The sequence below is a fragment of the Neopoerus faecalis genome (genome assembly GCF_029218125.1).
Taxonomy (GTDB): Bacteria; Bacillota; Clostridia; order Oscillospirales; family Oscillospiraceae; genus Oscillibacter; species Oscillibacter faecalis_A.
In genome coordinates, this window is sequence record NZ_JARFXX010000011.1 from 41,586 (window position 1) to 55,510 (window position 13,925).

General features: G+C 59.6%; 12 protein-coding genes. 10 read left to right on the top strand and 2 right to left on the bottom strand.

The features are described 5' to 3' along the window. Positions 1-3: 3 nt before the first annotated feature. Complete coding sequence (locus PY311_RS11270) at positions 4-420, bottom strand: NusG domain II-containing protein (RefSeq protein WP_286148790.1); 417 nt, start codon at positions 418-420, stop codon at positions 4-6. After that, positions 404-1,444, bottom strand: a complete 1,041-nt coding sequence (locus tag PY311_RS11275) for an FAD:protein FMN transferase (RefSeq protein WP_286148791.1) — start codon at positions 1,442-1,444, stop codon at positions 404-406. The genes PY311_RS11270 and PY311_RS11275 overlap by 17 nt, the downstream gene beginning before the upstream one ends. Before the next feature lie 198 nt (positions 1,445-1,642). Between PY311_RS11275 and PY311_RS11280 the strand changes: the two genes are divergently transcribed. The 10 genes from PY311_RS11280 (at position 1,643) to carB (ending at position 13,825) form a co-directional block, all read left to right on the top strand. After that, positions 1,643-2,389, top strand: coding sequence for a hypothetical protein (locus PY311_RS11280; RefSeq protein ID WP_286148792.1), 747 nt, complete (start codon positions 1,643-1,645; stop codon positions 2,387-2,389). Between the two features lie 668 nt (positions 2,390-3,057). Further along, a complete protein-coding gene (locus tag PY311_RS11285; RefSeq protein ID WP_286148793.1) occupies positions 3,058-4,320 on the top strand; it encodes a dihydroorotase in 1,263 nt (420 codons plus the stop codon). Next, positions 4,317-5,051 carry a dihydroorotate dehydrogenase electron transfer subunit gene (locus PY311_RS11290; protein WP_286148794.1) on the top strand — a complete coding sequence of 245 codons (735 nt, stop codon included), beginning with the start codon at positions 4,317-4,319 and terminating at the stop codon, positions 5,049-5,051. Before PY311_RS11285 ends, PY311_RS11290 begins: the two co-directional genes overlap by 4 nt. Further along, the gene (locus PY311_RS11295) at positions 5,048-5,962 is read left to right on the top strand and encodes a dihydroorotate dehydrogenase (RefSeq protein ID WP_434059945.1); all 915 of its coding nucleotides are present in this window, start codon (positions 5,048-5,050) and stop codon (positions 5,960-5,962) included. Before PY311_RS11290 ends, PY311_RS11295 begins: the two co-directional genes overlap by 4 nt. Further along, entirely contained in the window at positions 5,955-6,653 is a 699-nt protein-coding gene (gene pyrF / locus PY311_RS11300) for an orotidine-5'-phosphate decarboxylase (RefSeq protein ID WP_286148797.1), read from the top strand. The genes PY311_RS11295 and pyrF overlap by 8 nt, the downstream gene beginning before the upstream one ends. Before the next feature lie 48 nt (positions 6,654-6,701). Beyond that, on the top strand, positions 6,702-7,352 hold the full coding sequence (pyrE, locus tag PY311_RS11305; protein WP_286148798.1) for an orotate phosphoribosyltransferase: 651 nt from the start codon (positions 6,702-6,704) through the stop codon (positions 7,350-7,352). Between the two features lies 1 nt (position 7,353). Next, positions 7,354-8,268 (top strand): aspartate carbamoyltransferase, encoded by a 915-nt coding sequence (gene pyrB / locus PY311_RS11310; protein WP_286148799.1) that lies wholly within the window; start codon positions 7,354-7,356, stop codon positions 8,266-8,268. 15 nt (positions 8,269-8,283) lie between these two features. Further along, the gene (locus PY311_RS11315; RefSeq protein WP_286148800.1) at positions 8,284-8,703 is read left to right on the top strand and encodes an aspartate carbamoyltransferase regulatory subunit; all 420 of its coding nucleotides are present in this window, start codon (positions 8,284-8,286) and stop codon (positions 8,701-8,703) included. Positions 8,704-8,723: 20 nt separating this feature from the next. Beyond that, the gene (locus PY311_RS11320; RefSeq protein ID WP_286148801.1) at positions 8,724-9,788 is read left to right on the top strand and encodes a carbamoyl phosphate synthase small subunit; all 1,065 of its coding nucleotides are present in this window, start codon (positions 8,724-8,726) and stop codon (positions 9,786-9,788) included. Continuing rightward, positions 9,788-13,825, top strand: a complete 4,038-nt coding sequence (gene carB / locus PY311_RS11325) for a carbamoyl-phosphate synthase large subunit (RefSeq protein ID WP_286148803.1) — start codon at positions 9,788-9,790, stop codon at positions 13,823-13,825. Before PY311_RS11320 ends, carB begins: the two co-directional genes overlap by 1 nt. Positions 13,826-13,925 lie beyond the last annotated feature (100 nt).

The following is a 13,925-nucleotide window of genomic DNA, read 5'->3' on the forward strand; positions in this document are numbered from 1 at the left end:
CTCCTAACCGATCACAACGTCCACGCCGGAGGAATCCGCCGCGCCGCCGGTGAGGGTGATGACGATGCGGGCGGGGAGGCAGATGATGCTCTGCCCGCTCCGGGAGATGGCCCCAGTGTGCACACAGTCCTGTGTGGGGCAGTCCGCCGAGGCGACATGGAGACGCACCGTGTCCCCGTCCCGCTCCGCCACCACGGTCAGCGTATAGCCGTTATGACTGTAACTGCGGGGGCTGTCCAGCAGCGCCTCCGGGGCAAAGCGGTCCAGCTCCGTGCCATCGGCGGTGACGGTAACGAGGGGGGCACTGCCGCTGTCTGTGCCGCGCCAGACCGCCAGCGCCGCGAACATTGCCAGTGCAAGGATGACCAGCACGACAAGCCCGTCCCAGATATTCGGTTTCAGCTCAGGAGACTGTCTCATAGGTATAACCGCTGTCCTTTACCACTTCAAATCGGTCGGAAAGTCCGTCCGTTATGATGACCCGGCCATCCGCCGTGACCAGAACCAAGTCAAAGTCATAGCCGCCGGTCTGCCAGAATTCCAGCGCCCGCTCCTCACCCATGATAAACAGGGCGGTGGAAAAGGCATCGCACATGGTCCCGTTTCCGGGACCGGAGAAGTCCGGGCCGTTGGCCTCCGCCACCACCGTGACCGACAGCAGGCCGCTGTCTGCCGGATAGCCGGTGGAGGGGTCAATGATGTGGTGGTATGTGTTCCCATTTTCCGTGAAGTAGCGCTCATAGCCGCCGGAGGTGATGGCGTAGGCGTCCCGCAGCGTTAGGACTGCCGCCAGCGCGTTTTCGTCCTGCGGGTCGCGGATACCGACACGCCAGCCGGCCCCGTCCGGCTTTCCGCCCAGCACAAACACATTGCCGCCGAGAGAGATTTTTCCGCTTTCAATTTTGTTTTCCCGGAAGACTGCCTCTACGCAGTCGGAGGTGTAGCCCTTGGCGATGCCGCCGAGGTCAATGGCCTGTCCCGCCCCCAGCGTGACGCTGCTGCCGGAGAGCCGAATTTCATCGCTGTTCACGTTTTCCAGCAGCGCGTCCAGCTCATCCTGAGCGGGGACGCGGTAGCTGTCCCCGGTGAAGCCCCAGGCGTCCATCACCGGCGCGATAGTAATATCGAAAGCGCCGCCGGTGGCGTCCCGGAATGTCAGGGCCTCGGAAAGCAGCGCTTGCTCCGCCGCGGATAAATCCTGTGCCGCGCCGTTTTGGTTGAGGACGGACACCAGACTGTCCTCCCGGGTGCGGGAGAGCCGCGCCTCCAGCGCTTGAATGGTTTCCTCGGCATCGCTGACCGCCTGCTTTACCTGATGGCCATAGGCGTCCAACTGCATGACCGTGTCCATGGCGAAAAGCTGGGCCGACGCCTCATCGGCACTTGCGCCGCAGCCGGTGAGCAGCAGCGCCACCGCGCAGATAAACATGAAACTCCGCTTCATGGGGCCTCCTTTTAATATGTAATAAGCAGCAATAACATCAGTCTGATTTTTTCAGTATACCACGGTACGAAAAAAAAGCAAACAAAATAGAAAAGGTTTTCCTTGCAAATCATAGGCGGGTCTGCTATACTACTAACGTGTGTCGGCGGGAATACGTTCCCGCATTTTGGGAAATATAACCATGGAGGTTTCGTATAGATGGCAAAAAATCCGAACAAAAAGGCAAAGGCTCTCCAGAAGGACGAGCAGATGAACGGCGCAATGAAGTTTTTCCTGGCCGGCTGCGTGGCCGAGCTATATCTTCTGATTATCCGCAGATTCTATATCAATGCGGATTCCGAGCTTTCCAGAATCGCGTGGTATGACCGTTATCTCTGGATGCTGGCGGGTATCGGCGCGGGCGTGCTGGCGGTGGGTCTCATTGCGGCGCTGACCGCGAAGGCCAATGCCGGAAGACGCAAAACCGGCTGGGCACTGGCGGGAGCCGGTGCGTTTGTTGGGATTGCCTCTGCGCTGGTGCGCTGGAATATGGCAACGCTGTCCCTGATGACCATTGTTGTCCCGGTGGTGATTTTGCTGGGTGTGCTCTGGGCGCTGTATGATCGGGAATGCGCACTGGCGCTGACAGTCCTTGGCGTGGCGCTGCTGGCCCTGTGGGGCTATCGCCGGTATGCCTCCAGTATGTATGTGGGTACGGCGGTGAAGGCACTGGTGGCGCTTTATCTGGTGGCGCTGATCGTGCTGGCCGTTCTCACCAAGCAGGGGAAGACCGGCAAGCTGCTGCCCGAGACTGCGGACCGTCTGCCGGTCTATATCTCCTGTGGCCTGTCCGCTGTGGCGCTGCTGGCCGCGCTGGCAATTCCCGGCGCCGCGTATTATGCCATCTGGGCCATGGCGGCGGTGATTTTCGCTTTGGCTGTCTACTATACCGTCAAGCAGCTTTGATTTTGCTGATACGAGCCGCTCCGCTTCTGCGGAGCGGCTCTTTTTCTGTGCCCGGGCGGAAGAGTTCATCGCGAGGGCTGTCCGCAGAAGCAGAGGAAGCGTTCCGGCAAGACTGGAGGAAAGCGGAGATACAGTCGAGCGCTGTCTGTCAAGAGGAAAAAACGGCGGTTTTTGACTGCTGTTGCCGGAAATGTATGTATTATGTAAATCGTCTGTAAAGGGGTATCATGGGGATAACCTTGAAGAAGCGCAGTGGATAAATTTGCCTGTAGATTGAATTTTCACTGAAATTTCAATGAAAATTCAATGTTGAAAACTCTGTGGAAAATGTGAATAACTCCTTGTAGACAAAAATTATCATAAATTTTATGTAAATATAAAATGAAAAGAGATACTAAAACGTCGGGCGTGACCATCGGAAAAAACAGTCACTTTTTTAGCAAAATTTTTGCGGGAGCGCCCAGGCTGGATTTGTAAAGATGGCAAAACGCCAAAATTTGAACATCGCAATGGCTGCCTCATATACGAGCTGTATTATTTTTGCGAATATCTGCCATTCGATTTTCCACATGGAAAAAACGGCGGACTTTTGCCGAAACGCCCTTGACAAGCGGGGGAACTCATGATACTGTATTGAAAGTTTATAGACAGATAAGGAGCGATGCACTGTGACCGCAATTTTGAAAAACGCACAGATGTTCCGACACGGCGTATTTTCCCGCGGCGATGTTTCCGCTGATATGGGTCCCCGTGTTTCCCGAGGCGGCAGTGATTCCCCCTTTTCCGTGGATGCTTCCTCTTTTGTGATATTACCCGGTTTCGTTGATGTTCATGTACATCTTCGGGAACCGGGTTTTTCTTATAAAGAGACCATTCGCACCGGCTCCCTTGCGGCGGCTCACGGTGGCTATACGGCTGTGTGCGCCATGCCGAACCTGAACCCGGTGCCGGACAGCTTGGAGCATCTTCAGCCGGAGCTGGAGGCCATCCGCCATGACGCGGTGGTTCGGGTGCTGCCCTATGGTGCTATCACCCGGGGGGAGCAGGGGGAGGCGCTGGCGGAGCTGGAGGCCATGGCCCCCTATGTAGTGGCCTTTTCCGATGACGGGAAGGGCGTGCAGAACCGGAATATGATGCGCCGGGCCATGCAGGAGGCCAAGCGCCTCGGCAAGCTGATCGTGGCCCACTGCGAGGACAACACCCTGCTTCACGGCGGCTATATCCACGATGGCGCCTATGCCAGGGCCCACGGCCACCGGGGCATCTGCTCTGAAAGCGAGTGGCGGCCCATCCAGCGGGATCTGGAGCTGGTGCGGGAGACGGGCTGCGGCTACCATGTGTGTCACATTTCCACCAAGGAAAGCGTGGCCCTGATCCGCAAGGCCAAGGGTGAGGGACTGAACGTTACCTGTGAGACCGGCCCCCACTATCTGTTGCTGGATGACGCCATGCTGGAGGAGGACGGGCGCTTTAAGATGAACCCGCCGCTTCGGGATAAGGCCGACCGGGAGGCGCTGTTAGAGGGATTGGCGGACGGAACCATTGACATGATCGCGACGGACCACGCGCCCCACAGCGCTGAGGAAAAAGGCCGGGGCTTAGAAAAGAGCGCCATGGGTATCGTAGGGCTGGAAACGGCCTTCCCACTGCTCTATACGCATCTGGTAAAGCCCGGTGTCATTTCCTTTGCCCGCTTGATGGAGCTGCTTCATGACGCGCCCTGCCGCCGCTTCGGCATTGCGCCGGACACCGGCTTTACCGTGTTTGATTTGAACCGCACCTATCCGATTGACCCCGCTGAATTTTTGTCCATGGGCCGGGCCACGCCCTTTGCGGGCTGGAGCGTACAGGGCCGCTGCCTGCTGACAGCCATGGAGGGGCGGGCGGTCTGGTATGATAAAACCTTGCTGGAAGGAGAGGGCGCCGAATGAAGGAGACGCTGCTGACTGTTTTGGAAAATACCCGGCTGGCAGAGGGCATTTACCGTCTGCGGCTGACGGGGGACACCTCTGCCATCACTGCGCCGGGGCAGTTTGTGAACCTGAAGCTCTCCGGCTTCTACCTTCGCCGCCCTATTTCCGTGTGCGACTGGACGGAGGGGGAGCTGACCCTCATTTATAAGGTGCTGGGACATGGCACGGAGGCCATGACCCGTATGACCCCCGGCGCGGAGCTGAACGTGCTGACGGGGCTCGGCAACGGCTACGATGTATCCCGGGCAGGGGCGCGGCCCCTGCTGGTGGGCGGCGGCGTGGGTATTCCCCCGCTGTACGGCCTTGCCAAGCGGCTGACCGCACAGGGTAAGCGCGTCACCGCCGTGCTGGGCTTCAACCGGGAATCCGAAATCTTCCTGGCAGAGGAGTTCCGGGCGCTGGGGGTGGAGGTCATCATCGCCACCGCCGACGGCAGCGCCGGCCTCAAGGGCCTTGTGACCGACGGCATGGCCGCCGTGTCCGACTACACCTATCTCTATACCTGCGGTCCGGAGCCTATGCTGAAAGCGGTATACGGTGTATGCAGGACCTCCGGCCAGTTCAGCTTTGAGGAGCGGATGGGCTGCGGCTTCGGAGCCTGTATGGGTTGCTCCTGCAGGACGAAATACGGCAATAAGCGTATCTGCAAGGAGGGCCCGGTGCTGGAAAAGGAGGAGATCGTATGGTGAATACAAAAGTGACCCTCTGCGGCGTGAAGCTGGACAATCCCGTCATCCCTGCCAGCGGCACCTTTGGCTACGGCTATGAGTTTGCGGAGCTGTATGACATCAATCTGTTGGGCACGTTCTCCTTCAAGGGGACTACCCGGGAGCCCCGCTACGGCAATCCCACACCCCGCATTGCGGAGTATGCCGGGGGCCTGCTGAACGCGGTGGGACTGCAAAATCCCGGCGTGGACGCCGTGATCTCAGAGGAGCTGCCGAAGCTGAAGCAGGTCTTCCACAAGCCGGTGATGGCGAATGTCAGCGGCTTTTCCGTGGCGGAATACGCCGAGGTCTGCGAAAAGCTGGACGCCCAGGAGCAGGTGGGCTGGCTGGAGGTGAATATCTCCTGTCCCAATGTCCATGGCGGCGGCGCGGCCTTCGGTGCGGACCCCAAGGCCGCCGCGGAGGTGACGCGGGCGGTTCGGGCAGTGACAAAAAAGCCCATCATCCTGAAGCTGTCCCCCACAGCGGCGGATATCACCGCCGTGGCGAAAGCCTGTGAGGACGCGGGGGCGGATGGCGTCAGCCTCATCAACACCCTGCCGGGGATGCGAATCGACCTGAAGCGCCGCCGTCCGCTGCTGGCCAACACCACCGGCGGTATGTCCGGCCCGGGGATGTTCCCGCTGGCAGTGCGGATGGTGTATCAGGTCTACGAGGCAGTGTCCATCCCCATCGTGGGCATGGGCGGCGTCACCACGGCGGAGGACGTCATCGAGCTGATGCTGGCGGGCGCCACCGCCGTCGGCGTGGGCGCGGCGAACCTTGTGGAGCCGTATGCCTGCAAGACCATTATCGAAGATCTGCCTGCCGTGATGGAACGGTACGGCATGGAAAATCTGACAGAGATCATAGGAGGAGCACATCATGGGTAAAGACGTTATCGTTGCGCTGGACTTTGACAGCAAGGAAAAGACACTGGCATTTCTGGACCGCTTCACAGAGGAAAAGCCCTTTGTGAAGATCGGCATGGAGCTGTTCTACGCCGAAGGCCCCTCCATCGTCCGGGAGATCCGGGCCCGGGGCCACAAGATATTCCTGGATCTGAAGCTGCATGATATCCCCAACACCGTGAAAAAGGCTATGGCCGCTCTGTCCGCGCTGGATGTGGACATCGTGAACCTCCACGCCGCCGGTACCGCCGCCATGATGACCGCCGCGCTGGAGGGTCTCACCCGGCCCGACGGCACCCGTCCGCTGCTCATCGCTGTGACCCAGCTGACCTCCACGGATCAGGACATGCTGGAAAAAGAGCTGTGGATCGAAAAGCCTCTTGCCGAGGTGGTGATGCACTATGCCGAAAACGCCGCGCAGGCGGGTCTGGACGGCGTGGTGTGCTCTCCGCTGGAGGCGGGCGTTGTCCATGAGCGCTGTGGCAAGGACTTCCTCACCGTGACCCCCGGCGTCCGCTTCGCCGATGGAGACGTGGGCGACCAGAAACGGGTCACCACCCCGGAAAGAGCCCGGGAACTGGGCTCCGACTATATCGTGGTGGGCCGGCCCATCACGCAGGCAGAGGACCCTGTGGCCGCCTATCGCCGCTGCGTGGCGGAGTTCGTAGGCTGAGAACAAAAAAGCAAAATAAAATTTTGTGGATAGATAAAGGAGAGAACGATGGAGCATATCAATGTGCGCGTTGCCAAGCGCCTGCTGGAGATTCGGGCGGTATTTCTCCGCCCGCAGGAGCCCTTTACATGGGCCAGCGGCATTAAAAGCCCGATTTACTGCGATAACCGGCTGATTCTCACGGCCCCTGAGGCGAGAAACGAGGTGGAGCAGGCCATTGCGGACGCCGTAAAGCGGGAGTATCCGGCGGCGGAGGTCCTGATGGGAACGGCCACGGCGGGCATCGCCCACGCCGCCATCGCCGCGCATCTGCTGGGCCTGCCCATGGGCTATGTCCGCTCCGGCAATAAAGACCACGGCCGCCAGAACCGCATTGAGGGACGTCTGGACAAGGGTGAGAAGGTTGTGGTCATCGAGGACCTCATTTCCACCGGCGGCAGTGTGCTGGAAACGGTGGAAGCCCTCCGGGAAGCGGGGGCCGAGGTGCTGGGCGTGGTGAGCATTTTCACCTACGGCATGAAAAAGGGCATTGAGCGGATGGCGGCGGCCAACGTGAAGAACGTGAGCCTGACCGATTTGGACACCATCGCGCAGGTAGGTGCCGCAGAGGGCTATATCTCTCAGGAGGATGTGGCCCGGCTGCTGAAATTCCGGGAGAACCCGTCCGATGAAAGCTGGATTCAGGGAGGAGAAAACTGACATGGAAAATTTGATCGACATTATGCAGCTCTCTGTAGAAGAGATCGACGCACTGGTGCAAAAGGGCTGCGACATTATGGCCAACCCTGCCGCATACGCCCATAAGTGCGACGGAAAAATTCTGGCAACGCTGTTTTTTGAACCCTCCACCCGCACCCGCCTGAGCTTTGAGAGCGCCATGCTGTCTCTGGGTGGACAGGTGCTGGGCTTTTCCTCCGCCGCCAGCTCCTCCGCTTCCAAGGGCGAGAGCGTGGCGGATACCATCCGGGTGGTCAGCGCCTACTGCGATATCATCGCCATGCGACACCCCAAGGAGGGCGCGCCGCTGGTGGCGACCATGCACTCTCTGGTGCCGGTCATCAACGCCGGCGACGGCGGACACAACCACCCCACCCAGACGCTGACGGACCTGATGACCATTCACAAAGAAAAAGGTCATGTGGACAATCTGACGGTGGGCTTCTGCGGCGACCTGAAGTTCGGCCGTACCGTGCATTCTCTGGTCGCGGCCATGAGCCGCTACACCGGCATCCGCTTTGTGTTTGTATCCCCGGAGGAGCTGAAGCTGCCCCGCTATGTCAAGGAGCAGTACATCAAGGAAAAGAACATCCCCTATACGCAGTCCGCCTCTTTGGAGGAGGTCATGCCGGAGCTGGATGTGCTGTACATGACCCGCGTTCAAAAGGAGCGCTTTTTCAACGAGGAGGATTACCTCCGCCTGAAGGACAGCTACATTCTCACCCCGGATAAGCTGGCAAACGCCAAAAAGGATTTGTGCATCCTGCACCCGCTGCCCCGCGTGAATGAAATTTCTGTGGCGGTGGACGATGACCCCCGGGCCTGCTACTTCAAGCAGGCGCAGAACGGCCGGTATATCCGCATGGCGCTGATTATGAAGCTGCTGGGCATTGCGTGAAAGGAGAAAACGGACATGATTATCGATTCCATTCAGAACGGCATCGTCATTGACCATATCACCGCCGGAAAGGCCATGGAGCTCTATAACATTCTGGGATTGGACAAGCTGGAGTGCACCGTGGCCATTTTGAAAAACGTCACCAGCGGCAAGCTGGGCCGCAAGGACATCATCAAAATTGACCGGGAAATGGACCTTGACTGGGACCTCATCGGCTATGTGGACCCCAGCATTACGGTGAACATCATCCGGGACGGTGCGCTGGCGGAAAAGCGGACGCTGAAGCTGCCGGAGCGCATCCGGGGTGTGCTGAAGTGTAAGAATCCCCGATGCATCACCTCTGTGGAGCAGGAGCTGACGCAGGAGTTTGTGCTGACGGACCCGGAAAAGCGGGTCTACCGCTGCCGCTACTGTGAAACGCAAGCGGGCCGGTGATGTGCGGACAGGGAGTGAGCATGAAAAAAGGTTATCTTGTTTTGCAGGATGGTCAGGTATTTGAGGGCCTCCGTTTCGGCGCGGAGCACGATACCGTGGGTGAACTGGTGTTCACCACGGGCATGTGCGGCTATATCGAAACGCTGACGGATCCCAGCTATGCCGGTCAGATCGTTATGCAGACCTATCCGCTTATCGGCAATTACGGCATCATCCGGGCCGACTTTGAGGGCCCCTGCTGTGTGAAGGGCTATGTGGTGCGGGAATACTGCGATATGCCCTCCAATTTCCGCACGGACTGCGATCTGGACACATTTTTGAAGGAGCAGAGCGTGCCGGGTTTATATGGTGTGGATACCCGGGAACTGACCCGCATCATCCGGGAGCACGGTGTGATGAACGCCGCCATCTGCGATGAAATTCCCGCTGACCTGACGCCTGTTCGGACCTACGCCGTGACCGGCGTGGTGGAGGCGGTTTCCTGTAAGGCGCCGGTCATCCATCCGGCGGAAGGGGAGGAGCGGTTCCGGGTGTCCCTGCTGGATTACGGCGCCAAGCGCAACATTGTCCGGGAACTCCAGAAGCGGGGCTGCACCGTGACAGTCCTGCCTGCGTCCACCTCCGCGGAGGATGTTCTGGCCGCTGATCCTGACGGCATAATGCTCTCCAACGGCCCCGGCGACCCGGCGGAGAATACCTATCAGATCGAGCAGATTCGCAGGCTTTTGGGAAAAATCCCGATGTTTGGTATCTGCCTTGGCCACCAACTGACAGCTTTGGCCGCCGGAGGCAGCACCTATAAGCTGAAATATGGCCACCGGGGCGTAAACCAGCCTGTCCGGGATGTGGCCGGTGTCCGCACCTATATCACCAGCCAGAACCACGGCTACGCTGTGGACAGCGATACGGTGAAACTGGGCCGGATTCGCTATGCCAACGCCAATGACGGTACCTGCGAGGGTATCGACTACCCGGAGCTGCGGGCGTTTACCGTCCAGTTCCACCCGGAGGCCTGCACCGGCCCCAAGGATACGTCCTTCCTCTTTGACCGGTTTGTGGAGCTTATGAAAGGCGGTGAGAGGTAATGCCTCTGGATACTTCTATTAAAAAGGTCCTTGTTATTGGCTCCGGCCCCATTGTCATCGGGCAGGCCGCCGAGTTTGACTATGCCGGTGCGCAGGCCTGCCGCGTTTTAAAGGAGGCGGGGGTCAATGTGGTGTTGTGCAACTCCAACCCCGCCACCATCATGACCGATCAGGCCATGGCGGACGAAATTTATCTGGAGCCCCTGACCACGGAGACCATCAAGCGCATCATTAAAAAGGAACGGCCCGACAGCATTCTGGCGGGCCTCGGCGGACAGACCGGCCTGACGCTGGCCATGCAGCTTGACAAGGAGGGCTTTTTGGCCCAGCAGGGCGTTCGCCTGCTGGGGACGGACGCCAAGACCATTTCCCGGGCCGAGGACAGGGAGCTTTTCAAGGAGGCCATGGCGGAGATCGGCCAGCCGGTCATTGCCTCGGACATTGCCGAGACGGTGGAGGACGCGCTGGCAGTGGCCGCCCGCATTGGCTATCCTGTCATTGTCCGTCCCGCCTTTACGCTGGGCGGCGCCGGCGGCGGTGCCGCCGCCAACGAGGCGGAGCTGAGGGTCATTGCACAGACGGGACTGGACGCTTCGCCCATTACACAGATTCTGGTGGAAAAGGCCATCTTCGGCTGGAAGGAAATTGAGTTTGAGACCATGCGGGATGGCGTAGGCAACGTCATTGCCGTGTGCTCCATGGAAAACTTTGACCCCGTGGGCGTCCATACCGGCGATTCCATTGTGGTTGCCCCCACCCAGACCTTGGCGGACAAGGAGTTCCAGATGCTCCGCAAGGCGTCGCTGGACATCATCACCCACCTTGGCATTGTGGGCGGCTGTAATGTGCAGCTTGCTCTGAACCCGGACAGCTTTGAGTACGCGGTCATTGAGGTCAATCCCCGCGTCAGCCGTTCCTCCGCGCTGGCCTCCAAGGCCACCGGCTATCCCATTGCCAAGATCACCACAAAAATCGCGCTGGGCTACACGCTGGACGAAATCAAAAATGACATCACCGGCAAGACCTGCGCCTGCTTTGAGCCGACGCTGGACTATATCGTGGTCAAAATGCCGAAGTGGCCCTTTGATAAGTTTGCCGATGCCAGCCGCACGCTGGGAACGCAGATGAAGGCCACCGGCGAGGTCATGGCCATTGCCCCCAGCTTTGAAATGGCGCTGATGAAGGCGGTCCGGGGCGCAGAGGTGGGACTGGACAGCCTGAACCGCAAGCGGGACGCAGAAGACACCGCGCCTATCTGGGAGCGGCTGCGCCGGGTGGATGACCACCGGCTGTTCACGGTGTTCGAGGCGTTGAAGGCCGGCGTCTCCGTGGACGAGATCTTCGGCATCACCCGCATTGACCGCTGGTTCCTCTCCAAGCTGAAAAAAATGGCGGACTTTGAAAAGACACTGGCGGCCGACGGTCTGACGGAGGCACATTATGAGGCCGGAAAGCGCATGGGCTATCCCGACGAGACGCTGCTGCGCCTCTCCGGCGCAAAGGCTCTGCCTTGCCCGCACAGAGACGCCGTTTACAAGATGGTGGACACCTGCGGCGCGGAGTTTGACGCCGAAACGCCCTATTTCTATTCTACCTTTGACAAGTTCTGCGAGTCCCGGACCTTCCCCCGCAGCGGCAAGCCGGTGATTATGGTGCTTGGCTCCGGCCCCATCCGTATCGGGCAGGGCATTGAGTTTGACTATTCCTCCGTGCACTGCGTCTGGACGCTGAAGGAGCTGGGCTATGAGGTGGTCATCGTCAACAACAACCCGGAGACTGTTTCCACGGACTATGATACCGCCGACCGGCTGTACTTCGAGCCGCTGTGCCCCGAGGATGTCATGCACATCATCGAGGTGGAAAAGCCGGTGGGCGTTGTGGTGGCCTTCGGCGGCCAGACGGCCATCAAGCTGACGAAATTCCTTGACAGCCACGGCATCCCCATCCTCGGCACCAGCGCGGAATCCATCGACATGGCGGAGGACCGGGAGCGGTTTGACGCGCTGCTGGAGCGCTTTTCCATCAAGCGTCCGCAGGGCCGGGGCATCACCGGAATGCAGGAGGCGCTGGACGCCGCCCACGAGCTGGGCTATCCCGTTCTGCTGCGCCCCAGTTATGTCATCGGCGGGCAGAACATGGTCATTGCCCATAACGATGAGGATGTGCGGACCTATATGGAGGTCATTCTCTCCGGCAAGATCGAAAACCCGGTGCTGGTGGACCAGTACCTCATGGGTAAGGAGCTGGAGGTAGACGTTATCTCCGACGGAAAGGATGTGCTGATTCCCGGCGTCATGCAGCACATTGAGCGCACCGGTGTCCATTCCGGCGACTCCATTGCCGTTTACCCGCCGTTTTCCATCGGCGATAAGATGCTCAAGACCATTGTGGACTGCTCGGAAAAGCTGGCCCTGTCTCTGGGAACCCATGGCCTCATCAATATTCAGTATCTGATCTACCAGAACGAGCTGTACGTCATCGAGGTCAATCCCCGGGCCAGCCGCACCGTGCCGTATATCTCCAAGGTAACAGGCGTGCCGATGGTGGACATCGCCACGCGGGTCATGGTGGGTCAGTCGTTGGCCTCTCTTGGCTACGGCACGGGGCTGTACCGGCAGCCACCCTATGTGGCGGTGAAGGTGCCGGTATTCTCCTTTGAAAAGCTGACGGACGCCAATGCCGCCCTCTCCCCGGAGATGAAATCCACCGGCGAGGTGCTGGGCCTTGGCAAAAATATGCAGGAGGCGCTGTTCAAGGGCCTTGTCTCTGCCGGCTACAAGGTGGAAAAGGAGGCTCGGGGTGGCGTGCTGATCTCCGTGAACCACCGGGACCAGCCGGAGGTGGTGGACATCGCCCGAAAGCTCAGCGAAATGGGCTTCAAGCTCTATGCCACTGAGGGCACCGCCATTGAGATTGCCCGGCTGGGCACGGATGTGGAGATCGTGGGAAAGCTGGGCCGGGATAACCGGGTGTTCCAGCTTTTGGAAAACGGCCGTATCGACTATGTGATTCTCACCGGCTCCACCGAGCCTACCTATATCCGGGATTTCATCCACCTGAATCATCGCTGCGTTCAGTTGGGGATTCCCTGCCTGACCTCGCTGGATACCGCCAACGCGCTGACGGATATTCTGGCCAGCCGCTACAACCAGCGCAACACGGAGCTGATCGACATCTGCCATCTCCGCGCCCAGCGCCAGAGCTTCCGTTTTGCCAAGTTGCAGACCTGCGGCAATGACTATATCGTGCTGGAGAACTTCCACGGGGAGATCACCTGCCCGGAGTCGCTGTGCGTGACGTTCTGCGACCGGCACTACGGCATCGGCGCCGACGGAATTGTGCTTATCGAAGGCTCCAATCAGGCGGACGCCCGTATCCGGCTGTTCAAGGCGGATGGAAGCGAGGACCCAATGTCCGGCAACGCGCTGCGGTGCGTCGGCAAATATCTGTACGATAACGGCATTGCGGTCCGGGAGGACCTGCGGCTGGAAACGGATACCGGCATTCGGGCCGTGCATCTCTATACCACCAACGGCAAGGTCACCTCTGCCAGCGGCGATATGGGCCGCGCCCTTTTGAATACGGCGGCGCTGCGGTTTGAGATTCCCGAAAAATCCGTGGTAGACTACCCGGTGTCCATCGGCGGACAGTCCTTCAATGTCACCTGTGTGGACCTTGGCAGCCCGCACTGCGTAGTGTTCTGCCCCCGGGTGGATGATGTGGATGTGGCGCTGCTGGGCCCCCGCTTTGAGCGGGCGCCCTATTTCCGGGAGCGGGTCAACACGGAGTTCATTCGCGTGGTCAATCCCAGCACCATCAAGATGCGGGTCTGGGAGCGGGGCAGCGGAGAGACCATGGCCTGCGGTTCCGGCGCCTGCGCCGCGGTGGTGGCCGCCGTGGCCAACGGCCTATGTGAAAAGGGGAAGGATGTGACTGTTCGGGTCAAGGGCGGCGATCTGGTGGTGAACTACACCGATGAGCGCATCACCCTGACCGGCGATGCCAAGCTGGTCTACACCGGTGAGGCGGTCTATTGATAAAATGATGAAAGCAAGGCCCCCGGCTCGAAAGAGCCGGGGGCCTTGTACGTTTTGAAAGTAAATTTCAATGAATCCGTATGGGACAGGGCGGCAGGGG